This is a genomic window from Streptomyces sp. NPDC005722, from assembly GCF_040630935.1.
Taxonomy (GTDB): Bacteria; Actinomycetota; Actinomycetes; order Streptomycetales; family Streptomycetaceae; genus Actinacidiphila.
Genome location: NZ_JBEXYN010000004.1, coordinates 221,316 through 244,193 on the forward strand (window position 1 = coordinate 221,316; position 22,878 = coordinate 244,193).

At 74.0% G+C, this 22,878-nt stretch carries 22 protein-coding genes; 14 read left to right on the plus strand and 8 right to left on the minus strand.

All coding sequences use genetic code 11. From position 1 onward, the window contains the following. Positions 1-444: 444 nt before the first annotated feature. Positions 445-1,293, minus strand: coding sequence for a helix-turn-helix transcriptional regulator (locus ABZ479_RS06975; RefSeq protein WP_500460419.1), 849 nt, complete (start codon positions 1,291-1,293; stop codon positions 445-447). A 94-nt stretch (positions 1,294-1,387) separates the two neighbouring features. Here ABZ479_RS06975 and ABZ479_RS06980 point away from each other — a divergent pair, with 94 nt between their 5' ends. Then, on the plus strand, positions 1,388-3,064 hold the full coding sequence (locus ABZ479_RS06980) for an AMP-binding protein (RefSeq protein WP_500460421.1): 1,677 nt from the start codon (positions 1,388-1,390) through the stop codon (positions 3,062-3,064). After that, on the plus strand, positions 3,061-4,686 hold the full coding sequence (locus ABZ479_RS06985) for an AMP-binding protein (protein WP_500460422.1): 1,626 nt from the start codon (positions 3,061-3,063) through the stop codon (positions 4,684-4,686). The genes ABZ479_RS06980 and ABZ479_RS06985 overlap by 4 nt, the downstream gene beginning before the upstream one ends. Here ABZ479_RS06985 and ABZ479_RS06990 read toward each other — a convergent pair. Next, a complete protein-coding gene (locus ABZ479_RS06990; RefSeq protein WP_500460423.1) occupies positions 4,673-5,194 on the minus strand; it encodes an AAA family ATPase in 522 nt (173 codons plus the stop codon). The two genes, ABZ479_RS06985 and ABZ479_RS06990, sit on opposite strands and share 14 nt — an antisense overlap. A gap of 71 nt (positions 5,195-5,265) precedes the next feature. Here ABZ479_RS06990 and ABZ479_RS06995 point away from each other — a divergent pair, with 71 nt between their 5' ends. Continuing rightward, positions 5,266-5,790 (plus strand): hypothetical protein, encoded by a 525-nt coding sequence (locus tag ABZ479_RS06995; RefSeq protein WP_500460424.1) that lies wholly within the window; start codon positions 5,266-5,268, stop codon positions 5,788-5,790. 226 nt (positions 5,791-6,016) lie between these two features. After that, entirely contained in the window at positions 6,017-7,108 is a 1,092-nt protein-coding gene (locus tag ABZ479_RS07000; protein WP_500460426.1) for a ricin-type beta-trefoil lectin domain protein, read from the plus strand. Positions 7,109-7,139: 31 nt separating this feature from the next. Here the strand turns inward: ABZ479_RS07000 and ABZ479_RS07005 are convergent, their stop codons facing one another. Continuing rightward, entirely contained in the window at positions 7,140-7,766 is a 627-nt protein-coding gene (locus ABZ479_RS07005; RefSeq protein WP_500460427.1) for an LppU/SCO3897 family protein, read from the minus strand. Between the two features lie 381 nt (positions 7,767-8,147). Here ABZ479_RS07005 and gcl point away from each other — a divergent pair, with 381 nt between their 5' ends. Beyond that, positions 8,148-9,935: a glyoxylate carboligase gene (gene gcl, locus ABZ479_RS07010; protein WP_500460428.1), complete on the plus strand. Its 1,788-nt coding sequence runs from the start codon at positions 8,148-8,150 to the stop codon at positions 9,933-9,935. 112 nt (positions 9,936-10,047) lie between these two features. On the opposite strand, the gene ABZ479_RS07015 is transcribed toward gcl, so the two are convergent. The 4 genes from ABZ479_RS07015 to ABZ479_RS07030 form a co-directional block, all read right to left on the minus strand. Beyond that, positions 10,048-10,593 carry an EF-hand domain-containing protein gene (locus tag ABZ479_RS07015; protein ID WP_499601529.1) on the minus strand — a complete coding sequence of 182 codons (546 nt, stop codon included), beginning with the start codon at positions 10,591-10,593 and terminating at the stop codon, positions 10,048-10,050. Positions 10,594-10,720: 127 nt separating this feature from the next. Then, positions 10,721-11,449, minus strand: a complete 729-nt coding sequence (locus tag ABZ479_RS07020) for a hypothetical protein (RefSeq protein WP_500460429.1) — start codon at positions 11,447-11,449, stop codon at positions 10,721-10,723. A gap of 339 nt (positions 11,450-11,788) precedes the next feature. Beyond that, positions 11,789-12,688: a 2-hydroxy-3-oxopropionate reductase gene (locus ABZ479_RS07025; protein ID WP_500460430.1), complete on the minus strand. Its 900-nt coding sequence runs from the start codon at positions 12,686-12,688 to the stop codon at positions 11,789-11,791. Positions 12,689-12,703: 15 nt separating this feature from the next. Then, a complete protein-coding gene (locus ABZ479_RS07030; protein ID WP_500460431.1) occupies positions 12,704-13,534 on the minus strand; it encodes a TIM barrel protein in 831 nt (276 codons plus the stop codon). A gap of 119 nt (positions 13,535-13,653) precedes the next feature. Between ABZ479_RS07030 and ABZ479_RS07035 the strand changes: the two genes are divergently transcribed. The 8 genes from ABZ479_RS07035 to ABZ479_RS07070 all read left to right on the plus strand — a co-directional run bounded on the left by ABZ479_RS07035 (position 13,654) and on the right by ABZ479_RS07070 (position 20,468). Continuing rightward, complete coding sequence (locus ABZ479_RS07035) at positions 13,654-13,905, plus strand: YkoF family thiamine-binding protein (RefSeq protein WP_499601523.1); 252 nt, start codon at positions 13,654-13,656, stop codon at positions 13,903-13,905. Then, positions 13,902-14,282, plus strand: a complete 381-nt coding sequence (locus ABZ479_RS07040; protein WP_499601521.1) for a helix-turn-helix domain-containing protein — start codon at positions 13,902-13,904, stop codon at positions 14,280-14,282. The genes ABZ479_RS07035 and ABZ479_RS07040 overlap by 4 nt, the downstream gene beginning before the upstream one ends. A 124-nt stretch (positions 14,283-14,406) precedes the next feature. Further along, a complete protein-coding gene (gene uraD / locus ABZ479_RS07045; protein WP_500460432.1) occupies positions 14,407-14,919 on the plus strand; it encodes a 2-oxo-4-hydroxy-4-carboxy-5-ureidoimidazoline decarboxylase in 513 nt (170 codons plus the stop codon). Further along, complete coding sequence (gene uraH, locus ABZ479_RS07050; protein WP_500460434.1) at positions 14,916-15,308, plus strand: hydroxyisourate hydrolase; 393 nt, start codon at positions 14,916-14,918, stop codon at positions 15,306-15,308. The genes uraD and uraH overlap by 4 nt, the downstream gene beginning before the upstream one ends. A 7-nt stretch (positions 15,309-15,315) precedes the next feature. Further along, positions 15,316-16,203: a factor-independent urate hydroxylase gene (gene pucL, locus ABZ479_RS07055; protein WP_500460435.1), complete on the plus strand. Its 888-nt coding sequence runs from the start codon at positions 15,316-15,318 to the stop codon at positions 16,201-16,203. A gap of 11 nt (positions 16,204-16,214) precedes the next feature. Further along, positions 16,215-17,600 (plus strand): 8-oxoguanine deaminase, encoded by a 1,386-nt coding sequence (locus ABZ479_RS07060; protein WP_500460436.1) that lies wholly within the window; start codon positions 16,215-16,217, stop codon positions 17,598-17,600. 283 nt (positions 17,601-17,883) lie between these two features. After that, positions 17,884-19,326 (plus strand): hypothetical protein, encoded by a 1,443-nt coding sequence (locus ABZ479_RS07065; protein WP_500460437.1) that lies wholly within the window; start codon positions 17,884-17,886, stop codon positions 19,324-19,326. Beyond that, on the plus strand, positions 19,323-20,468 hold the full coding sequence (locus tag ABZ479_RS07070) for an ARPP-2 domain-containing protein (RefSeq protein WP_500460438.1): 1,146 nt from the start codon (positions 19,323-19,325) through the stop codon (positions 20,466-20,468). The genes ABZ479_RS07065 and ABZ479_RS07070 overlap by 4 nt, the downstream gene beginning before the upstream one ends. A gap of 3 nt (positions 20,469-20,471) precedes the next feature. Here the strand turns inward: ABZ479_RS07070 and ABZ479_RS07075 are convergent, their stop codons facing one another. Continuing rightward, on the minus strand, positions 20,472-21,461 hold the full coding sequence (locus tag ABZ479_RS07075) for a hypothetical protein (protein WP_500460439.1): 990 nt from the start codon (positions 21,459-21,461) through the stop codon (positions 20,472-20,474). Between the two features lie 281 nt (positions 21,462-21,742). Between ABZ479_RS07075 and ABZ479_RS07080 the strand changes: the two genes are divergently transcribed. Further along, a complete protein-coding gene (locus ABZ479_RS07080) occupies positions 21,743-22,834 on the plus strand; it encodes a LacI family DNA-binding transcriptional regulator (RefSeq protein WP_500460440.1) in 1,092 nt (363 codons plus the stop codon). Positions 22,835-22,878: the final 44 nt, after the last annotated feature.

Genomic DNA, 22,878 nt, shown 5'->3' on the forward strand with positions numbered 1-22,878 from the left:
CAAAGAGCCGTGGAAATCGCGGGGTACGGGCGCGGCTCTTCGACCCACGTCCGGTACGGGGAAATGCACCGCCGCCGCCGAATTGTCGTCGTGCGGAGGCGGCGGACCGGGAAATGCGCGGGGGCAGCGGCCTGTTGAACACCGGACCGTTCGTCAGGCCGGCCCCCGTCCCGTGTGTGCCGGTGGACACACCCCGAATGATCGGTCCGATCCCGCCGGCGGTCAAACCCCGAAATGGCCCCGAACGGGGTGAACACGACGGCATGTCCGTACTTCCGCGGCTGCCCGTGATCAGGGTGCTTTGCGGGTGAACGCGGTACCGGGACGCGGCCGGCGGGGCCGTTCCGCCGCCGACGTCCCCCGCGGCCGGCGGCGTTCCGGCAGGTCGTTCCGTACCGGGTCCGCAGGCCGGGCCGGGCTGCCTCGAAGGTCCGGCCCGGCGTATCAGGGGAGCAGGCCGGCGCGGCGCGCGGCGACGACCGCCTCCAGCCGGGTGTGGGCGCCGAGCTTGCGCATGGCCGAGCGCAGATAGCTCTTCACCGTCTCCGGACGCAGCCCCAGCCGGTCGGCGGCAGCGGCGTTGGTGGCCCCCGTGGCCACGCACGCCAGGACGTCCAGTTCACGGGAGGAGACCACGACCGTCCGCCCGGCGGGGGAGCGGTCCCGGCCCCCCGCGGCCCCGGTCGCCGCCGCGAGCCGGCCGCAGGCGGCGAGCAGTTCCTGCCGCAGCAGCGGATCGGCGACCCGGCCGGCCAGCGCCCGCAGCTCGCCGTGGGCCTCGCGGACCTCCTCCCAGGCCGCCGGGTCCCCGGCGGTCGGCTGCCGGCACGTGGACAGCAGGCGGTCGGCCTCGTCCCGGACCGCCAGGCGCTGTTCCAGCTCGCGCGCCGCCTCCACCGCGGCGCTGACCGGACGGTCGCCGAGCGCCAGCGGACGGCGCAGCGCGCCGTAGAGCACCCCGCGCACCCGGCGGCGCACCACCACCGGCACCGCCAGGACCGAACGCAGGCCCTCGGCGGCCACCGCCGCGTCGTACTCGTGGCTGATCACCCGGGACGTGCTGTAGTCGGTGACGGCCAGCGGCCGGGAGAGGGCGATCGTCTTGCCGCCCAGGCCGTTGCCCGTGGCGATGGTGAGCCCCTGCAGCGAGGCGGTGGCCGTGCCGGACAGCTCGCTGATCCGCAGCCGGCCCGGTTCCGGGAGCAGCCCTCCGAAGGCCACCGGCAGACCGCTGGTGCGCCTCATCCGCAGCAGTGCCGCCCGCAGCTCCGCCGCCTCGCCCGATCCCGTCACGCCCTCGCCGCTCCTTCACCCCCGTTCGGGGGTAGTGAGAGCCTCGTCACTGACAACAGGATGCTACCGAGGGGGCCGGCGACGAGGAGGACACATGACGGCAACCAGCGGGACGGACGAGTTCCGGGCGGCCCGGGACTTCCTGCTGCGCCACCGCGAGGACTACAAGGCGGCGTACGAGGGCTTCCGCTGGCCGCGGCCCGAGCACTTCAACTGGGCGCTGGACTGGTTCGACGCCATCGCCCGCGGCAACGACCGGCCCGCCCTGCACATCGTCGAGGAGGACGGCACCGAGTCCGTCGTCTCCTTCGCCGCGATGTCCGAGCGCTCCTCCCGGGTCGCGAACCGGCTGCGCGCCCTCGGAGTGGCCGCCGGCGACCGGATCGTGGTCATGCTGGGCAACCAGACCGAGCTGTGGGAGACGGCGCTCGCCGCCATGAAGCTGCGGGCCGTGGTCATCCCGGCCACCCCGCTGCTCGGCCCCGCCGACCTCACCGACCGCGTGGAGCGCGGCCGGGCCCGCCACGTGGTCGTCCGGGCCGCGGACACGGAGAAGTTCGAGCAGGTGCCGGGCGGGTACACCAGGATCGCCGTCGGCGGCGCCCCGGCGGGCTGGCACGCCTACGAGGACGCGTACGACGCCCCGGCGGACTTCACGCCCGACGGCGACACCCGCGGCGACGACCCGCTGATGCTGTACTTCACCTCGGGCACCACCGCCAAGCCCAAGCTGGTCGAGCACACCCACCTGTCCTACCCGGTGGGCCACCTGGCGACGATGTACTGGATCGGCCTGCGCCCCGGCGACGTCCACCTCAACATCTCCTCGCCCGGCTGGGCCAAGCACGCCTGGTCCAACCTCTTCGCGCCGTGGAACGCCGAGGCGACGGTCTTCATCCACAACTACACGCGCTTCGACGCGGGCCGGCTGATGGCCGAGATGGACCGGGCCGGCGTCACCAGCTTCTGCGCGCCGCCCACCGTCTGGCGGATGCTGATCCAGGCCGACCTCGGCGTGCTGCGCACGCCGCCGCGTGAGGTCGTCGCCGCAGGCGAGCCGCTGAACCCCGAGGTCATCGAGCACGTGCGGCGCACCTGGGGCCTCACCATCCGGGACGGCTTCGGCCAGACCGAGACCGCCGTCCAGGTCTCCAACGCGCCGGGGCAGCCCCTCAAGCCGGGCTCCATGGGCCGCCCCAGCCCCGGCTACGTCGTGGAGCTCGTCGACCCGGTCACCGGCGAGCCCGGCGACGAGGGGGAGATCTGCCTCGACCTGTCCACCCGCCCGGTGGGCCTGATGACCGGCTACGCGGGCGACCCGGAGCGCACCGCCGAGGCCATGGCCGGCGGCTGGTACCGCACCGGCGACATCGGCTCCCGCGACGCCGAGGGCTACATCACCTACATCGGGCGCGCCGACGACGTCTTCAAGGCCTCCGACTACAAGATCTCGCCCTTCGAGCTGGAGAGCGCCCTGCTGGAGCACGATTCCGTGGCAGAGGCTGCCGTCGTCCCGGCGCCCGACCCGCTGCGGCTGGCCGTGCCCAAGGCGTACGTCGTCCTCGCCGAGGAGTGGGAGCCGGGACCGGAGACCGCCGCCGCGCTGTTCGCCCACTCGCGGGCCGTGCTCGCCCCCTACAAGCGGGTGCGGCGCATCGAGTTCGCCGAGCTGCCCAAGACCGTGTCCGGCAAGATCCGCCGCATCGAGCTGCGCCGGCGCACCGCCGAGGGCGCCGTCGGCACCGAGTACCGCGAGGAGGACCACCGGTGAGCACCCCCGTGAGCCCCGTCGAGCCGTCCTACGCGAGCGGCACGGGCACCACCGCGCTGCTCGGCGACACCATCGGCCGCAACCTCGACCGGGCGGTCGCCGCCTGGCCGGAGCGCGAGGCGCTGGTGGACGTGCCCAGCGGCCGCCGCTGGACGTACGCGGAGTTCGGCGCCGCCGTCGACGACGTGGCGCGCGGCCTGCTCGCCAAGGGCGTCGGGAAGGGAGACCGGGTGGGCATCTGGGCCGTCAACTGCCCCGAGTGGGTGCTCGTCCAGTACGCCACCGCCCGCATCGGCGCGATCATGGTCAACATCAACCCGGCCTACCGCGTCCACGAGCTGGCGTTCGTCCTCGACCAGGCCGGCATCGAGGTGCTGGTCGCCTCGAGCGCCTTCAAGGCGAGCGACTACCGCGCGATGGTCGAGCAGGTCCGGGGGCAGTGCCCCGCGGTCTCGGAGGTCGTGTACATCGGCGACCCGACGTGGGACGGCCTCGTCGCGGCCGGGGCCCACGTCCCCCACGAGCGGCTCGCCGAGCGCGCGGCGGAACTGTCCTGCGACGACCCGGTCAACATCCAGTACACCTCGGGCACCACCGGCTTCCCCAAGGGCGCGACCCTCTCCCACCACAACATCCTCAACAACGGCTACTTCGTGGGCGAGCTGGTGGGCTACTCCGAGCAGGACCGGGTCTGCCTGCCGGTGCCGTTCTACCACTGCTTCGGCATGGTCATGGGCAACCTGGGCGCCACCTCGCACGGCGCCTGCATCGTCATCCCGGCGCCCGGCTTCGACCCGGCGGCGACGCTGCGCGCGGTGGAACAGGAGCGCTGCACCTCGCTGTACGGGGTGCCGACGATGTTCATCGCCGAGCTCAACCTGCCGGACTTCGCGACGTACGACCTCTCCTCGCTGCGCACCGGCATCATGGCGGGTTCCCCCTGCCCGGTCGAGGTGATGAAGCGCGTCGTCGCCGAGATGCACATGGCGGAGGTCTCCATCTGCTACGGCATGACCGAGACCTCGCCGGTCTCCACCCAGACCCGCCGGGACGACGACCTGGAGCGCCGCACCGGCACCGTCGGCCGGGTGCTGCCGCACGTCGAGGTCAAGGTCGTCGGCCCGGACGGCGTGACGGTGCCGCGCGGCACGACCGGCGAACTGTGCACCCGGGGCTACTCGGTGATGCTGGGCTACTGGGACGAGCCGGAGCGGACCGCGGAGGCGATCGACGCGGGCCGCTGGATGCACACCGGCGACCTGGCCGTGATGCGGGAGGACGGCTACCTGCAGATCGTCGGCCGCATCAAGGACATGATCATCCGTGGTGGGGAGAACGTCTACCCGCGCGAGGTCGAGGAGTTCCTGCACGCCCACCCGAAGATCGCGGACGTGCAGGTGGTCGGCGTGCCCGACGAGCGGTACGGCGAGGAGATCCTGGCCTGCGTCGTCCTCAAGGACCCGGCGTCCGCACTGACGGTGCAGGAGCTCGCCGAGTACTGCCGCGGCCGGCTCGCGCACTACAAGGTGCCGCGCCACCTGCGGCTGATGGACGCCTTCCCGATGACCGTCAGCGGCAAGGTCCGCAAGGTCGAACTGCGGGAGTCCTTCAGGCCCGCGTGAGGTCCGCGACCCGCCGCGCCACCGCCTCCGGGGGCGCGGCGGTCGTGTCGACCACCGTCGCCGCGGCCCGCAGCCAGGGCAGGGCCTTCGCGTACTCCTCCAGGTGGTCCAGCCGCCACTGCCGGGCGCCGGTCTCCACCGTGTCCTGCTCGATCCTGCGGGTGAGGGTGGCCGGGTCGGTGTGCAGCACGAAGTGCCGTACGGGTAGCCCGGACTGCTCCAGCCCCCGCGCGATCTCCCGCCAGTACTTCTCCACCAGCACGGTCTGCGGCACGATCAGCGTCCCGCCGAGGTAGCCGTGCAGCTGCGCGAGCGAGGCCACGGCCAGCGCCCGCCAGGGCGGCCACTCCTGGAAGTCCCGTACGGGCACGGCCCGGGCGAGCGTGTGCCGCAGCATGAAACCGACCTGTTCGGTGTCGAAGACGTGCGCTCCGGGAACGAGCCGTTCCAGGTGCGCGCACGTCGTGGTCTTGCCCGCACCGAAGGTGCCGTTCAGCCAGATGATCACGCACGCCACCGTAGCCGCCGCCGTTACCCTGGCAACACGGCTGACACGTACGGGAGATGGGGGCGACGGGGATGGGTCACTGGGAGGACGTCCGGCCGGGCAGCGGTGACCAGTCCGCCATTCCGGAGCTGGTGTCCGCCGTGGTCGGCGCGGGCGGGGTGGTGCTGCTGAGTTCGTTCATGCAGGCCATGGGGACCAAGCTCGGCGAGATGACCGCGGCGCGCATGGGCGGCCGGGGCTTCTGGCGGCGGCGCGCGACCACCGAGGAGGAGCAGACGGCGGCCGCCTTCGTCGCGGCGGTGAAGAAGCTCGGCTCGGTCCGGCGCGAGGGCGGCGGGGTGCTGCGGCTGGTGGACGAGGCCTCCCGGACCCGGGTGCAGGTGCATCCGCTGCTTCCGGTGGAGGCGGTCGCCCAGTTCCAGCGACTCGACCTGAGCCATCCGGAGGTCGTGGGCCTGGAGATCGCCTGGACGGGCACCCTCGGCGACCACCCGCAGGGCGTCTGGGCCACCACGGGTGGTGCCGAGGGCGCCGGCACCCGCTACCTGTGGAACGACGTCCGCCGGACCTGGGAGCCCCACCGCCGCAGTTCCTGAGGAACACCGCCGTCCGCGCGGAACCGGTCGTTCACCCGGCGGACACCGGACCGTCACGACGTGCGTCCCGGCCGCCGGGAGCGGTTGCTAGGGTGCGAGCTGCGCTGCCGCGGAAGCCCCGTTGCGGGGGGACGCCGCGGCGCGGATGCCCCGGGGGACGGGTGTGCCCGAGCCCCGGCCCACGCGGCGGGGCTGCACTCGGCACATCCTGGGTTTGGAAGGTTTCATGACGGCTTCTCCCGACGAGCCGGCGCCGGCGGCCGGCGAGAGCCCGGCGGTGGGCTCCCCCGCCGGTGCGGGGCTGCCCCGGCGGACGCGGAGGACGTCCGCGATCGCCGACGCCTCCTCCACCACCAGCCGGACCCCCACGGACTGGAGCGGCGACGCGTCGACGCCGCGCGCCAAGCAGGCCGCCGCCGCGCTGCCCGGGCCGCAGGACGGGTCCGCGCAGCCGGAATCCGCCTACGCGGACGGCTTCGCCGCCGGCCTCGCCTTCGCCACCCGTTCCGCACCCGCCCCCGACCCGGAGCGCGCACCGGCGGCGGACGCGGGCGCCGTCCCGCAGGCGCCTCCCGCGGCTCCCGCCACCGGGCGGCGCGGCTGGTCGCGTCCGCTCCTGCTGGTCGGCGCGGGCCTTGCGGTGGGTGTGCTCGCCTGCGTGCCGTTCCTCGTGCGGGGTGCGGGCGCGCAGGAGCGCGGCCCGGCTGCCGTGACCCTCACGGACGAGGACCCCGCCGGCGGTGCGACACCCGGCGCGGGCCCGGATCCGGCGAGCCCCGACGGCAGCCGGTCGCCGTCCGCCGGGAACGGCCCGTGGCCGTCGGAGTCCGGTTCGCCGGACGGGACGGCCGCCACCCCGAGCGCCACCGACGGGGCCGGCTCCGGCGCCGCGAGCGGCGTGCCGGCGCAGCGTCCCGCCGTGGGCCCGTCGCACTCCGCCGCCTCCGGCACGGCGATCCGCAGCCACGACTCGGGCCGCTGCATCGACGGCAGCATTCCCTGGGGTGAACCGCTGCAGCTGTGGGACTGCACGGGCGGCGCGGCGCAGTCCTGGCGGATCAGGCCCGACGGCAGCATCCGTTCCCAGGGCAAGTGCATGGACGTCGTGGACGGTTCACGGGAGGACGGCGCGGCCGTCCAACTGGTCGACTGCAACGGCACCGGCGCCCAGCGGTTCCGCCTCAACGCCGCCCACGACCTGGTCAACGTCCAGGCCGACAAGTGCGTCCAGGCGGAGGACTCGCCGGCGGTCAACGGCACCAGGCTGCGGCTGCGGAGCTGCAGCGGCGCGGACGACCAGAAGTGGAGCCGCGCCTGACGGCCGGTCCGCGAGGAAGCGCGGGCGGCGGTCAGGAGTTGTCGTTCCGTGCCAGGCACAGCACGTACTTGGTCGAGCCGTACTCCGCCAGGAACGCGGCCACCGTGCGGGGGTAGACGTCGCAGCGGCCGGTGTCGGTGGTGTCCTCGAAGCGGCCGACGACCTCGTACTGGGCCTCCGCGGAACCGCAGTCGACGACCTTCACGTCCGGGAAGAAGGTCTGCCCGTTGCTGTGGACGCAGTCGCCGGCCTCGGCGAAATCGGGGTCGTCGTGGAGCACCAGCCAGCCCGCGCCGATCAGGAGCACGGGTATCAGCAGGCCCAGGGCGGTGGGGCGGAGCAGGATCGGCCGGCCGGGGTCGGCGGGCGTGCCGGGGGCACCGGGGACCGGCTCGGCCAGGCGGTTGATCCTCCGGCGCTGGAACAGGTTGACCAGCAGCGTGAGCGGGTTGACCAGCATCGAGGCCGGGCTCCACCAGCCCTGCACCAGGCTGTTGGAGACCATCTCGCGGTGCTTGGCGATGCCGCAGCGCCGGCAGAACGGGGCCCGGACCTTCAGGAAACGCATCATCACGACCATGCCCTGGTGGCCGCGGACGGTCGCCTGGACGGCCGGCACGGAGCCGCAGAACAGGCAGGAGCGTCCGTAGCCCGGCACCTCCTGCCCGAACGGCGGCAAGGGTCTCGGCCGCGCGGCCGGGGGCACCGCCGGTGCCTGCGGCGGCGGTTGGGGTCCTGAGGGGGGCTGGGACTGCGCGGGCGTGGGCGTGGGCGTGGTCAAGGGGATCACCTGGGGTCCGTGTGAAGCCGATGTGAAGGGCGAGCGGAACCCTAGTGGGTGGTACCGACATCCATCGACCCCGTTCCCGGACGGCTTTCGCGCCTCCTTCTTGACCCGCGCGCCAGGGTCGCCCTATGTTCACAGTAGTTCCGCATGACAAAAGAAGACTTCCGCTATGTGGAATGTCGAAAGGTCGTGGGGAAGTGTGGAGCACCGGGCGCGACAACCTGGCCAGCAGGACGACGCAGGAGTGACCGAATGCCTCGAATGACCGCCGCCCGAGCGGCAGTGGAGATCCTCAAGCGCGAGGGCGTGGACACCGCGTTCGGCGTGCCCGGCGCCGCGATCAACCCCTTCTACGCCGCCCTCAAGGCCTCCGGCGGCATCCAGCACACGCTGGCCCGGCACGTGGAGGGGGCCTCCCACATGGCCGAGGGCTACACCCGTACCGCCCCCGGCAACATCGGCGTCTGCATCGGCACCTCGGGTCCGGCCGGCACCGACATGATCACGGGCCTCTACTCGGCCACCGGCGACTCGATCCCGATCCTCTGCATCACCGGTCAGGCGCCCACCGCCGTGATCCACAAGGAGGACTTCCAGGCCGTGGACATCGCGTCCATCGCCGCGCCCGTGACCAAGGCGGCGACCACCGTCCTGGAGGCGGCCCAGGTCCCCGGGGTCTTCCAGAAGGCCTTCCACCTCATGCGCTCCGGACGTCCCGGCCCGGTCCTGATCGACCTGCCGGTCGACGTCCAGCTGACCGAGATCGAGTTCGACCCCGAGACGTACGAGCCGCTGCCGGTGTGGAAGCCGGCCGCCACCCGCCGCCAGATCGAGAAGGCGCTCGCCATGATGACCGCCGCCGAGCGGCCGCTGATCGTGGCGGGCGGCGGGGTGATCAACGCCGACGCGGCCGGACTGCTGGTGGAGTTCGCCGAGCTGACCGGCACCCCGGTGGTGCCGACCCTGATGGGCTGGGGCGCCATCCCGGACGACCACGACCTCAACGCGGGCATGGTCGGCCTGCAGACCTCGCACCGCTACGGCAACGCGACCTTCCTGGAGTCGGACTTCGTCCTCGGCATCGGCAACCGCTGGGCCAACCGCCACACCGGCCGGATCGACGTCTACACCAAGGGCCGCACCTTCGTGCACGTCGACATCGAGCCCACCCAGATCGGCAAGATCTTCGCCCCCGACTTCGGGATCGCCTCCGACGCCGGCGCCGCGCTCGAGCTGTTCGTCGAGGTGGCCGAGGAGCTGAGGGCCGCCGGCGAACTGCCCGACCGCTCCACCTGGGCGGCCTCCGCCCGGGAGCGCAAGGCGACCCTGCACCGCCGGACGCACTTCGACGACATCCCGATGAAGCCGCAGCGCGTGTACGAGGAGATGAACCGCGCCTTCGGCCCCGACACCCGCTACGTCACCACGATCGGCCTGTCCCAGATCGCGGGCGCGCAGATGCTGCACGTCTACCGGCCGCGGCACTGGATCAACTGCGGCCAGGCGGGGCCCCTCGGCTGGACCGTGCCGGCGGCCCTGGGCGTGGCGAAGGCCGACCCGTCGACCCCGGTGGTGGCCCTGTCGGGCGACTACGACTTCCAGTTCATGATCGAGGAGCTCGCGGTCGGCGCGCAGCACCGGATCCCGTACGTCCACGTCCTGGTGAACAACGCCTACCTGGGCCTGATCCGCCAGGCGCAGCGGGCCTTCGACATCGACTTCGAGGTCAACCTGGAGTTCGAGAACGTCAACTCGCCCGAGCTGGGCGCCTACGGCGTCGACCACGTCAAGGTCGCCGAGGGCCTGGGCTGCAAGGCGATCCGGGTCACCGACCCGGCCGGGCTCGGGGCCGCCTTCGAGCAGGCGAAGAAGCTCGCGGCCGAGTACCGGGTGCCGGTGGTCGTCGAGGCGATCCTGGAACGGGTCACCAACATCTCCATGAGCGTCACCAACGACATCGGCAACGTGGTGGAGTTCGAGGAACTGGCCACCGAACCCGGCCACGCGCCCACCGAGATCATCCCGCTCGCGGGCTCCTGAGACCGGCTCGCCCCACGTGCCACCGGCCGCCGCGTCCTGACCTCCCGGGCGCGGCGGCCGGACTCCACGCGCGGCCGACCCGGGAACCGCGGCGGGTCCCGGGGCAGCAGGCTCAGAGCGGCCCGAACAGCCAGTTGCCGGGGGCCTCGGGGTCGGTGCCGATGTAGTACGCGCGGATGGCCGCCACCAGTTCGGCCGTGCTCACACAGCCGTCGCCGTCGGTGTCGATGCGGTTGAAGGCGGCGGCGATGTCGGTCAGCGGGGTGTTGAAGGCCCGCTGCAGGACCTCGAACTCCCCGCGCACGACGTGTCCGTCGCCGTCGGTGTCGCACAGGAGGGCGACGGCCTCGGCCGCCGGGTGGAAGACCGGGTCGAAGGCGGGTCCCTCGATGAAGGCCTTGGTCATCCCGTGGTGGTACTCCGCGGAGGACAGCCGCCCGTCGCGGTCCCTGTCGGCGTACGCCGCCAGCTCCGCCCAGACGGCGTCCAGCCGCACCGCCACCGCCTTGCCCTTGGGCGAGGTGGGGGACATGCCGAAACCGTGGATCAGCCGCGCGCCGACGTCCTGGAAGTCGGCGCGCTCGGCGTACCCGTTGCCGTCCGTGTCCAGACGGCGGAAGGATTTGTCGAGCTTGCGCTTCAGAAGGGCCGTAGACATCGCTGCGTCCTTGACGTAGTCCTGGGGTGCCGTACGGAGGGGAACCTCTCGATACTCCCCCGGGAGCGGCGGTCGCGCGACCCGAGTGACCACGGACGGTGAAGGGCAGCCCTGAGCTCGTCCCGGCTCAGGGCGTGGCGTGCGGGCCCGTCCTGATCAGTACGTCGGCGGCGTCGTTGACCGGCTGGGGCGTGCCGGTGAGGTCCATGACGAAGAGCGGCACACCCAGCCGGTCCGCGCGCAGCCGCGCCTCGTGGGCGTAGCCCGCCAGGGAGAAGAAGGCCCCGGTGGAGTCCTCGTTGAGGCAGTTGAGCCAGAGGGTCTCCACGTCCCGCAGCGGCGTCGGCCGGGTCGTCGGGTCGACCTGGGCCACGACCCCGTCGCCGCGCAGGTCGATGCCGTTCGCGGCGCGGTCCCCCGCGGTGCGCACCCCCGCGAAGCCGAGCCACTTCAGGTACTGCGCGGCGGCGGTGACCGCGTCCCTCGCGGTACGGATGGTCACCGGCCGGAACGGCGGCCGGGACGCCGGCGCGGAGGCCCCCGGGCCGTCCTGCCGCAGCGGGGGGACCGGGCGCCGCTCGGGCACCCGCAGCGCCCGGGTGTCCACCGGCAGCCGCACCACCGCCCCGCAGTCGCAGCCCAGTTCGGGCTGCGGCCACTGGTCGTCGCGTCCGCAGTCCGGGCAGCGCATGGCCACCCAGGAGTCGTCCCAGGACCGGTGGCGGATCTGCAGCGGGACGCCGCCGCGCAGGATCGGCAGGGCCAGCGGCGTGCCGCAGGCGCAGGGGAAGGTGGGTGCGGTGTAGGCGTGCTCCCGGCGGCAGGCCGGACAGCGCACGGGCACGCTCTCTGCCATGGTTCGCGACTCCTGGGCGGTACGGCGGTACGGCGTTGCGGGCGACGCGGCGGGACGGCGGTGCTCGCCGGAACGGTCCTGCCCTCCATGCTCCCGCAAGCGGAGCCCGTCGCGCACCCGTCTTGCCGTCCCCGGTCTCCGCGGACACGCACCACCGCCCGGGCACCCGGTCCGCGTCCGGCCCGGCCGCGGTACGGGTCCCCGGGCGGGGCCCGGTCCGCGCCGCCTCGACCTACCCCTCAGAAGTTCTCGGCGGCGCGGACGTTCGTGGTTCCGGGCGGCGGCGCCCCGTCGGGCGCGACGGGACGTGTCGGGGCGCCGCCGCCCGGAAGCCGGGGGTCAGCCGCCGGCCGGCAGGCCGGACAGCCGCTCCACACCGCGCAGCAGGGCGGAGTGGTCCAGGCCGCCGTCGCCCTGCGCCCGCAGGGAGGCGACGAGGTTCGCCACCACCGAGCCGACGGGCAGGGCGGCGCCGACGTTGCGGGCGGCGTCGGTGACGATGCCCATGTCCTTGTGGTGCAGGTCGATGCGGAAGCCCGGGGCGTACGCGCGGTCGAGGAAGTTCTGCTTCTTGCGGGTGAGCACCGTGGAACCGGCGAGGCCGCCGTTCAGCACCTCCAGGGCCGCGGGGAGGTCGACACCGGACTTCTCCAGGAAGACCACGGCCTCGGCGCACGCCTGGATGTTCACCGCGACGATCAGCTGGTTGGCCGCCTTGACGGTCTGCCCGGCGCCGTGCGGCCCGCACAGGACGACGGTCTTGCCGAGGGCGTCGAACAGGGGCCGCGCCTCGTCGAAGTCGGCCTGCTCGCCGCCCACCATGATGGACAGCACCGCCTCCACGGCGCCGGCCTCGCCGCCCGAGACGGGGGCGTCCAGGACCCGGATGCCCTTGGCGGCCGCGGCCTTCGCGAGGTCGACCGAGGTCTGCGGGGTGATCGAGGACATGTCGATCAGGAGCGTGCCCGGCCGGGCGTTCGCCAGGATGCCGGCCTCGCCGTAGGCGACGGCCTCCACCTGGGGGGAGGCCGGGACCATGGTGACGACGACGTCGGCGTCCTTCACGGCCTCGGCGATCGAGGCCGCGGGCGTGCCGCCGGCCGCGGCCAGGCGGTCGAGCTTGTCCTGCTCCAGCGTGTGGCCGGTGACGGAGTACCCGGCCTTGATCAGGTTCTCCGACATGGGGGAGCCCATGATGCCGAGGCCGATCCACGCGACCGTGGGAAGTGTGCTGGTCATGATGTCCTCTCCGGATTACTTGTCGGCGTCGGCGAGCCAGCCGAAGGACGCGGCGCTGCCCTCGGGACCCGGCTTGTACTCCAGGCCGACGAAGCCGTCGTAGCCCGCGTCGCCCAGCCGGCCCAGGAGGGCGGCCAGCGGCAGGGAGCCCGTGCCGGGGGCACCCCGGCCGGGGTCGTCGGCGATCTGGACGTGACCGGTGCGGTCCGCGTAGGCGTCGATCACGGCGGGCAGGTCCTCGCCGTTCATCGACAGGTGGTAGAGGTCGAGCAGGAACCGGGCGTTGCCCAGCCCCGTCTCGGCGTTGACCTTGTCGACCACCTCGACCGCGGCGGCCGCGCTCACCAGCGGATAGCGCGGCGACTCCGGCGCGTTGAGGGCCTCGACCAGCAGGACCGCGCCGACCCGGTCGGCCGCGTGCGCGGCCCGGACCAGGTTCTCCAGGGCGAGTTCGTCCTGCGCCTCGGGGCTCACGCCGTCCACCCGGTTGCCGTACAGCGCGTTGAGGGCCGTGCAGCCCACCGAGCGGGCGAAGTCGGCGGCGACGTCGATGTTGGCGCGGAAGCGGGCGGACTCCTCGCCCGGCAGGGACAGGGCGCCGCGGTCGGGGCCGGGGAGCTCGCCCGCGTAGAAGTTCAGGCCCACCAGTTGGGTGCCGGCCTCCTGCAACGCGTCGCGCAGGGCGTCGAGTTCCGACTGCGGAGGGGTCGGCATCCGGGTCCACGGCCACCACAGCTCGACCGCGGAGAAGCCGGCCGCGGCGGCCGCCGCGGGGCGCTCCAGGAGCGGGAGTTCGGTGAAGAGGATCGAGAGGTTCACATCGAAGCGCGTGGAGTCGAAGCCCATCACATGCGCCCTTCCGTAATACGGAAACTAATTTCTACTTAACGGAAGACTCCCGGAGCCGGACGGCGGCTGTCAAGAGGGATGTCCCGGAAAGCCGCTGACCAGCTAGGTTGAGGGGCGTGCGCTTGAGACTCGAATTCACCACCGAGCCCTTCGACCTGGACGAGCCCCCGCGGCACGCCGTGGTGGGCCGCGAGGTCCTGGAGACGGCCGGGCTGGACGCCGTCGACGTCGGGCCCTTCGGCAACTCGGCCGAGGGTGGTACGGAGCAGGTGGTCGCGGTGGTCGGCGATCTGTTGCGGCGCACCCTCCAGGCCGGTGCGACCCGGGTGTCGCTGCAGGTCAACGTCGTGGGTGAGGCGGACCGGTGAGCGAGCCGGTCGAGCACCCGCTCCGTGCGGCGATCAAGCCGCTCGCCGACGCCATGGGCGCCGAACTGGTGCCGCCGGGCGAGGCGCGCGGTGACGACGTCGTGCTCAGCTGGGAGGGCGCGGAGGTCGTCGCCGTACGGCTGCCGCACCTCGCGGACTCGCTCGACCACATCCTGGCCGACCTCGAGCGCCGCCACGGCAAGGCGCTGTCGGAGCTGGGGCGCAAGGAGAAGCAGACGGTCGTCCGCATCCTGGAGGAGCGCGGCGCCTTCTCCGTGCGCCACGGCGTGGAGACGGTCGCCTCGGCGCTCGGCGTGAGCCGCTTCACCGTCTACAACTACCTCAACAGGGAGAACGCGGCGAAGGAAGGCCGGTAGCCCGCGGGCCGGTGCGCGGGTCCGCGCGCGGAGGGGCCGGCGGCGGCGGCCGTCCGGGCGTCGTGGGCCGCGACTTTTCAACAAACTGTTGACGTCGTGTGGTGGACGCTCCTAGCGTGCCCTTGTGACTTCCAGCCCATCCCCGGGCCTGGCCCGGTTCAACGCCGCCGGCGGACCGGAGGCGGCGGCGCTGCTGCACGAGGTCTGCGCGAGCCGCTCCTGGGGCGCCGCCGTCACGGCGGCCCGCCCGTACGACACCCTCGACGCGCTGCTCGCCGCCTCCGACGCCGCGACGGCCCGCCTCGGCCCCGACGACCTGGCCGAGGCGATCGCGGGCCATCCGCCGATCGGCCGGCCCCGGCCCGGCGACCCGGTGTCCGCCCGCGAACAGAGCGGGGTACGGGACACCCAGCGCGCGGAACTGCTCGCCCTGAACCTCGCCTACCAGGAGCGGCACGGCCACGTCTTCCTCATCTGCGCCACCGGGAGGACCGGCGACCAGATGCTGGCCGCGCTCCAGGAGCGCATCGGCAACGACCCGGGCACCGAGCGCGAGGTCGTCCGCACCGAACTGGGGAGGATCAACCGCGTACGGCTCATCCGGCTCGTCGCGACCCCGCAGGAGGACCCCTCATGACCTCCGTGTCCACCCACGTCCTGGACACCAGCGCCGGCCGCCCCGCGCGCGGCGTCGCCGTCACCCTGGAGGTGCGCGCCGGGAGCGCGGCCCCCTGGGCGCCGCACGGCACCTCCCGGACCGACGCCGACGGCCGCTGCAAGGACCTGCCCGACCCGCCGGCGGGCACGACCCACGTACGGCTGGAGTTCGCCACCGAGCCCTACCTCACCGGTCAGGGCACCGACCACCGCAGTCGAGCCGAGGACCAGCAGGACGCCCCCCGCACCGGGGACAGCGGAGCCTTCTTCCCGGAGGTGGCGATCGTCTTCGCCGTCGAGCCGGGCGAGCACTACCACGTACCGCTGCTGCTCAACCCGTTCGGCTACTCCGTATACCGAGGGAGCTAGCACCGACATGTCGCCCACCCGACTCGGCCAGAACCAGTACGGCAAGGCGGAGACCCGCGTCGTCCACGTCACCCGCGACGGCGCGACCCACCACGTCAAGGACCTCAACGTCTCCGTCGCGCTCTCCGGCGCCATGGACGACGTCCACACTTCCGGCAGCAACGCCGCCGTGCTGCCCACCGACACCACCAAGAACACCGTCTTCGCCTTCGCCAAGCAGCACGGCGTCGCCTCCGCCGAGCAGTTCGGCATCCACCTCGCCCGGCACTTCGTCACGGGCCAGCAGTCCATCGCCCGGGCCAGGATCCGCATCGAGGAGTACGGCTGGGAGCGGATCGCGCGGGAGCATTCCTTCGTCCGTGGCGGCGGCGAGACCCGCACCACCGAGGTCACCTTCGACGGCTCGCGGTGGCAGGTCGTCTCCGGCCTGAGGGACCTCGTGGTCATGAACACCACCGACTCCGAGTTCTGGGGCTTCGTCAAGGACCGGTACACCACGCTGCCGGAGACCCGCGACCGTGTCCTCGCCACCGAGGTCCGCGCCCGCTGGCGGTTCCACTGGACCCGGGACGAGGACCCCGCCCCGCCCTGGGAGGAGTCGTACGCCGAGGTCCGCCGCCACCTCCTCGACGCCTTCGCGGGCACCTACTCGCTCTCCCTGCAGCAGACGCTGTACGCGATGGGCGACCGGGTCGTCGAGCACCGTCCCGAGGTCGACGAGGTGCGGCTCTCGCTCCCCAACAAGCACCACTTCCTCGTCGACCTCGAGCCCTTCGGCCTGAAGAACGACACCCCCGACAGCGCCGTGTACTTCGCGGCCGACCGCCCCTACGGCCTCATCGAGGGCACCGTCCTGCGCGACGGAGCCGAGCCCCGCATCCCGGAGACGGACTGAGAGGCCCCGCCATGACCGCCCCAGCAGAGCGCACCGTCATCGAGAACTGCGCCGTCGCCACCGTCGACGCGGCCGGCACCGAGTACCCGGACGGCCACGTCGTCGTCGCCGGCGACCGCATCGAATCCGTCGGCCCCGGTCGTGCCCCCGCCGGACTGGACGGGGTCGTCAGGAGGGTGGACGGCACCGGCCACCTGCTCACCCCCGGCCTGGTCAACACCCACCACCACTTCTACCAGTGGCTCACCCGGGGCCTGGCCACCGACCACAACCTCTTCGACTGGCTCGTCGCCCTCTACCCCACCTGGGCCCGCATCGACGAGCCGATGACCCACGCGGCGGCCCAGGGCTCCCTGGCCATGATGGCCCGCGGCGGGGTCACCACCGCCATGGACCACCACTACGTCTTCCCCCGCGGCACCGGAGACCTGTCCGGCGCCATCATCCGGGCCGCCGCCGGCATGGGCGTGCGCTTCACCCTCGCCCGCGGCTCGATGGACCGCGGCGAGTCCGACGGCGGACTGCCCCCGGACTTCGCCGTCGAGACCCTCGAGGACGCCCTCGCCGCCACCGAGGAGACGATCGACAAGCACCACGACGCCTCGCCCGGCGCCATGACGCAGATCGCCGTCGCCCCCTGCTCGCCGTTCTCGGTCTCCACCGAACTGCTGCGCCAGGGCGCGGTACTCGCCCGGCGCAAGGGCGTGCGGCTGCACACCCACGGCAGCGAGACCGTGGAGGAGGAGCAGTTCTGCAAGGAACTGTTCGGCATGGGGCCGACGGACTACTTCGAGTCCACCGGCTGGCTCGGCGAGGACGTGTGGATGGCGCACTGCGTCCACATGGCCGACTCCGACATCGCGGCCTTCGCCCGCACGCGGACCGGCGTCGCCCACTGCCCGTCCTCCAACGCCCGCCTGGCCGCGGGAATCGCCCGGGTCCCCGACATGCTCGCGGCCGGCGTCCCGGTCGGCCTCGGCGTGGACGGCAGCGCCTCCAACGAATCGGGCGAGCTGCACACCGAGTTGCGCAACGCGCTGCTCATCAACCGCCTCGGCGCCCACCGCGAGGCCGCGCTGACGGCCCGTCAGGCCCTGCGGCTGGGCACGTTCGGCGGCGCCCAAGTGCTCGGCCGGGCCGCGGAGATCGGTTCCCTGGAACCGGGCAAGCTCGCCGACCTCGTCCTGTGGCGGATGGACACCCTCGCCCACGCCTCGATCGCCGACCCGGTCGCCGCCCTGGTCCTGGGCGCGGCGGCCCCCGTCACCCTCTCCCTGGTGAACGGCCGCCCGGTGGTGGAGCAGGGCCGACTCGTCGCCGTCGACGAGGAGGCCGTCGCGCGCGCCACCCGCGACCAGGCCCGGCGGCTCGCGCGGATCGTGGGCCTGACGGGCTGACCGCCGCGGTCCCGCGCAGACCCCGGCCGGGGGAGGGACGGCCCCCCGGCCGGTGCCGGGTCCCGCCCTGCCCGGGGCGGGACCCGGCGTTCGCCCGCGTCCGGCGCCGACCGCGGGCGGGGCGGGGCCGGAATCGGATGGAGCGCCCCGCACCGGCTCTGTTACGGTCGCCGTGCCGGCCGCGGGACTTCGGTGCGACTTCCGGAACCTGCCTCTGAAGCAATGATTCGCTGCTCGTGCCCCCTTTCCCCGGCCGGCGTCCACAACGGGGGGAGCCGACGCCATGGGCGAGCGGGGGGCGGCCGTCGCCGCCGAGGACGTGCTGCTGTTCGTCAACGCGGCGATCACCGCGACCGGTCAGCGCGAGTTCCGTTCCGGCGCGCGGGAGCAGCGGCTGTCGCTGGACTTCCTCCACACGTACATGCTGGGCAACTACCGCGACCTGTACGCCGGGGTCCTCGCCCTCGACGTCAACGACCACAACGCGGCGCTGATCATCCGCCGGCTGCTGGAGACCGCCGCCGAGGCCACCGCCGAACAGCGGCGCAGCGAGGGCCGGCTCATCGCCGGCCGGCTGGCCCTGCTCCCGCCCCAGCGGGTGTACGGGCTCTTCGGCGACCTGCGCCGGGCCGGGGTCAACAACCGGCGCACCCGGGCGATCATCCGCGACTGGCTCGCCGCCCGCCCCGACCAGGCCTTCGACGCGGTGAAGTACCGCAGCGGGTTCAAGCGGGCACTGAGGCACGCCCATCTCGCCCCCACGGGTGAGGAACTGGGCACCTTCGTGTTCCGGCCGCTCAGCCGGGGCCGCTACGACACACCGCTGCTGGAGGCCTGGCGCCGCGCGCACTTCGCGCAGGACGCCCTCTATGAACTGCCCTACACCGTCGCCGAGGGCTTCGCCGCCAAGCACAAGGTGCCCCGCGAGGTGTTCCTCGAGCGCATCGCCCCGCGCCTGACCCGCCTGGAGACCCTGCGGCTCCAGGAGTCCGCCCACCGGCACGCGGCGGACTCCGTGCCGACCGCCCTGGACCGCATGCCGCTGACCCGTCTCGCCTCCTACGTGCTCTCGCTGCCCGCCGAGGAACGCCTGCGCAGGCGCCGCGAACTGACCGGCGCCCTGGACGCCGCGGCCGTACGGGTGGCCGGAGCGCGCCGGGGGAGCTGGGGCCGGGTCACCGCCGTCCTCGACGACAGCTTCTCCGCGTCGGGTTCGGGCACCAAGCGCCGCCGGCCGCTGGCCGTCGCGCTGGCCTGCCACCACCTGCTCGCGGCGCTCGCCGGCGAGTACACCGGGCTGTGGACGTCCGGGCGGACCGACGCCCTGCTCGTCCACCCGTACGGGGCGACGCCGCTGGGCCGGCGGATCCTCGACGCGCTGGAGACCGGGCCGTCCCGGCTGGTGGTCGTCTCCGACGGCTGGGACAACGCACCCCCGGGCCTGGCGGGCGAGGTGCTCCGGGTCTGGCGCGAGCGCGTCGACCCCGGCCGCCGGACCGAGGTCGTGCACCTCAACCCGGTCTACGACGCGGACGACTTCGACGTGCGCCGGCTGTCCCCGGCCGTGGCCACCGCCGGCATCCGCGACGCCGAGGACCTGCCCGCGCTCGTCGAACTCGCCCAGTTCGCCGAGGGCCGCACCGGCCCGGCCGAACTGGCCGCCTACCTCGACGCCCGCGTGCAGCGACTGTTCGACCGGACCGACCGGGGGGAACCCGCCCGATGACCGCACTCGACCTGACCGGCCTGGACACCCGCCCCTCCCAGGTCTGGGGCGCCGTGCGCCTGGTCCCGCTGGTGCGCGAACAGCCCGTCGAGGACCTCCGGCTGCACCCGCGGCTCCTCGGCGACGGGCCGTCCGTCGTCCAGACCGGCCCGCGGCACGACTACGTCGCGTACGTCCCGCACGCGTTCGTCGCCACCTGGACCGGTGACGGCACCCCGGCCGCCGCCTACGGCACGCAGCTGGCCGCGGACGACGACGACGCGCGCCCCGCGACGGCCGGCCTGCGCATGCACCGCCGGATGGCCCGGCGCGAGGCCAAGGGCAGGCTGCGCTTCCTCCCCCTGCACCTGGCGCTGGAGGGCTATCTGGCACTGCACTTCGGCGGCCCCTCGATCGCCTGGGAGGAGTGGTCGCAGCGCGCGCTGCGCCGGGGCCTGTCCCCGCGGGCGGAGGAGGCGTACACGGGGGCCGACGTGCGCGGACTCGCCGACGCGCTCCGGATCTTCGAGATCCACCCCGGTCAGTGCGGCGTCCTGCTCTACCTCGCCGACGCCCTGGCCGCGGCCTTCGTCGTGCCGCACCCCGACGACTACCGCGCGCTGCACCCGACCCTCGTGCGGGACCTGTACGGCGAACTCGTCCACCACTACGCCACGCTGATGCCGCCCGTCCAGGAGTTCCGCGCCCGCATCCCCGGCGCGGGCATCGACTCCCTGGCGGAGCTGCGTGCCGTGGCGGCGGGACAGGAGCGGGCCTGGGCGCGGTTCCACGACACGACCATGGCCGCCGCGCTCCTGGAGCAGCCCCGCACCTGGCGGAAGGTGTACCGGATGGGCCCCTTCACGCTCTCCCGGTTCCTGCCGGGGTTCCGCCCCGGGCAGGAGAACCACATCGGCGAGGCCGTCACGGACCGCCGGGGCCGGACCGTCTACCTCAAGACCTTCCGGCTCTCGGAGAACCAGGTGCGCCGCGGCCACCTGCTCGACCGCCTCGCCGCCCACGACTGGCACCTGGGCCGCACCGCGGCGGCCCTCGGCGTCGACGAGGCGCAACTGGGCCGGCGCCTGGAGTCGGCCGGCTTCGGCCCACTGCTGCGCCAGGACGTCCTCGACGGCCACCGGGCGCGGACCCGCACCGGCTGATCCCTACCGGTGGCCCGGGCCCCGGCCCTGGGAACGGCCCTGGGCCTCACGCAGCACCGCGCCCCCGCGGGAGACGGTGTACAGGTCGGTCGGCACCGGCCAGCCCTTCTGCCCCGCGTGGTCGCCGTTGAGCCCGCGGGCCCACTTGCTGTAGTCGGTCTCCAGACCGTTCCCGGTGATGCGGATGCCGGGCGGCACCATCCGGGCGGCGCCCGACGCCGGTTCGGCCACCGTGTGCCGCAGGGTGACGAACAGGGCCTGGTTGGCGGGATGGTCGGGTCCCGCGTCCAGGTGCCGGGCGACGACCTCCCGGCGCACCGGCAGCCACAGCCGCAGCGCGGTCCGCGCCGACCGGGGGAGCGCGAACTCCTGCCGGGTCGCGGTCGTCCGGCCGGGCAGGTTCACGGTCAGCCGGATGCGGGACTCCCCGGCCGACAGGTCGGTGACGTCGGCGGCCACCAGTCCCTCGCGGGGCACCGCCGTCGCCCACAGCACCTCCAGCGCCGCCAGCAGCCGCAGCCGGTACGGCTCGCGGCGCGGCTCGGCGGCGGTGGCGAGCGCCCGGCGCAGCACGATGTGCCCGGTGAAGTCCAGGGGCTCCTTGGTGTGCTTGGACCAGGGGCGCATCCCGCGGGCCTGCCACCCGAAGGGGGCCCGCCCGGCGGCCCGGTTGAGGTCGGCGACGCCGTCCATGATGTCGCGCTGGCTGGCGGGGGTGAGCGGCCGGCCCAGCTGCCCCGCCCGGGTGCGGTACCGGCCGGCCGCGATGCGGCCGAGCACGGTGTCGGGCCGCCCCGGGTGGCCCAGGACGGCGTCGGAGAACAGGTCGTCGAGGCTGCCCAGCGCCCGCGGTGGGACGTCGGCGGCGGCGCGCTCCAGCACCGCGGTGGCCTTGCGGAGCCGTTCCTCCCGGGAGCGGGAGGTGGCGATGCCCGGGTCGGCGAGGGCGCGTTCCAGGGCGGCGCGGAGCTGGCGGAGGGCGGGCGCGGTCACGGCAGCAGGGTAGGGGCAGGCACCGACAGACGGGGGAGACGCGTCACGGGAGGGACAAGTAATGCGGGGGTCGAGACTGTCTGGCAGACGCCCGCCCCGCAGCCCGCGCCGTGCCCGCGGGCCACCGGGCGCCTCCGCGGATCCCCACGTCGGGACCGCTGCCGCCCGCACCGCCTCCTCCTCGGCGCGAACCTGTGGATCAACGTCGTGCGCGCAGTGCGTACAGTGCGGGGCAGCAGTGGTTCACGACACCGCCCGCCCGGAGCACCGAGGGGAACACCGTGCGACTCCACGTCGACCAGCGCCACGAACGGGTAATGGAGTTGGTCCGTCAACGGGGCACCCTGCGGGTGTCCGACCTCGCCGACGAACTGGGCGTGTCGACCGTGACCGTGCGCCGGGACGTGGAGACGCTGGCCGAGCAGGGCCGGCTGCGCCGGGTCCACGGTTCCGTCCTGGCGCCCACCGCCGGTGGCGCCGCGGAGTCCGCCCGTGCGGGGGCGCGGGACGCCGAGGGGCTCGTGGTCGGCATGGTGGTGCCCACCCTCGACTACTCGTTCGGCGAGATCGTGCAGGGCGCCCGGGAGGCCGTGGAGGCGCGTGGGGGGCGGCTGGTCCTGGGCCTGTCCGGGTACCTGCCCGAGGGTGACGAGGAGCAGGCCGGCCGGCTGGTCGCCTCCGGGGTGGACGGGCTGCTGTTGACCCCGGGCTGGACGCCCGCGCCCGGGGGCGGGGCCCGGATCGCCGAGCGCGCGGTGCCCCTGGTGCTGGTGGAGCGGCTGGCGCCGCCCGGGAGCCAGGCGGCGGAGCTGGACCGGGTGCGGACGGATTCCGCGCAGGGGGCGGTCATGGCGGTGCGGCACCTGGCGGCGCTGGGACACCGGTCGGTCGCGCTGGTGCTCCAGGAGACGGCGCACGCCGGGCAGTTGCGGTCCGGGTACGCGGCCGCGGTGGCGGCGCTGGGACTGGTCCCGGCGCCCGGGTCGCCGTTCACCGCGGCGGCGGATCTGCCGGAGGCCGAGCGGGTGGACGTGGCGGTGCGGCACGTGCGCGCGCTGGTGGAGGAGCACGGGGTGCACGCGGTGCTGATGCACGGCGACGAACTGGCGGTCATGGTGGTCTCGCGCCTGCGGGCGCTGGGGCTGCGGGTTCCGCAGGACCTGGCGGTGGTGGTCCACGACGACCAGGTGGCGGGTCTCGCGGATCCGCCGCTGACGGCGGTCGCGGCACCCAAGCGGGCGGTGGGGGAGGCGGCCGTCGCGCTGCTGCTGGAGCGTGTCGCGGCGGGCGGCGGGTCGTCGCCGCGGCGGCACGTGGATCTGCTGCCCTCGTTGCGGGTGCGGGCCTCGTGCGGGGCGGCGCAGGGGGTCTGACGGGGCGGACGGAGGCGGGCGGCACGGGGGCGGGCGCCACGGGC

Coding starts and splice junctions, on each gene's coding strand:
- ABZ479_RS06980 (WP_500460421.1), top strand. CDS start 1,388: ATGACGGCAACCAGCGGGACGGACGAGTTCCGGGCGGCCCGGGACTTC.
- ABZ479_RS06995 (WP_500460424.1), top strand. CDS start 5,266: ATGGGTCACTGGGAGGACGTCCGGCCGGGCAGCGGTGACCAGTCCGCC.
- ABZ479_RS07000 (WP_500460426.1), top strand. CDS start 6,017: ATGACGGCTTCTCCCGACGAGCCGGCGCCGGCGGCCGGCGAGAGCCCG.
- gcl (WP_500460428.1), top strand. CDS start 8,148: ATGCCTCGAATGACCGCCGCCCGAGCGGCAGTGGAGATCCTCAAGCGC.
- ABZ479_RS07015 (WP_499601529.1), bottom strand. CDS start 10,593: ATGTCTACGGCCCTTCTGAAGCGCAAGCTCGACAAATCCTTCCGCCGT.
- ABZ479_RS07020 (WP_500460429.1), bottom strand. CDS start 11,449: ATGGCAGAGAGCGTGCCCGTGCGCTGTCCGGCCTGCCGCCGGGAGCAC.
- ABZ479_RS07025 (WP_500460430.1), bottom strand. CDS start 12,688: ATGACCAGCACACTTCCCACGGTCGCGTGGATCGGCCTCGGCATCATG.
- ABZ479_RS07030 (WP_500460431.1), bottom strand. CDS start 13,534: ATGGGCTTCGACTCCACGCGCTTCGATGTGAACCTCTCGATCCTCTTC.
- uraH (WP_500460434.1), top strand. CDS start 14,916: ATGACCTCCGTGTCCACCCACGTCCTGGACACCAGCGCCGGCCGCCCC.
- pucL (WP_500460435.1), top strand. CDS start 15,316: ATGTCGCCCACCCGACTCGGCCAGAACCAGTACGGCAAGGCGGAGACC.
- ABZ479_RS07060 (WP_500460436.1), top strand. CDS start 16,215: ATGACCGCCCCAGCAGAGCGCACCGTCATCGAGAACTGCGCCGTCGCC.
- ABZ479_RS07065 (WP_500460437.1), top strand. CDS start 17,884: ATGGGCGAGCGGGGGGCGGCCGTCGCCGCCGAGGACGTGCTGCTGTTC.
- ABZ479_RS07070 (WP_500460438.1), top strand. CDS start 19,323: ATGACCGCACTCGACCTGACCGGCCTGGACACCCGCCCCTCCCAGGTC.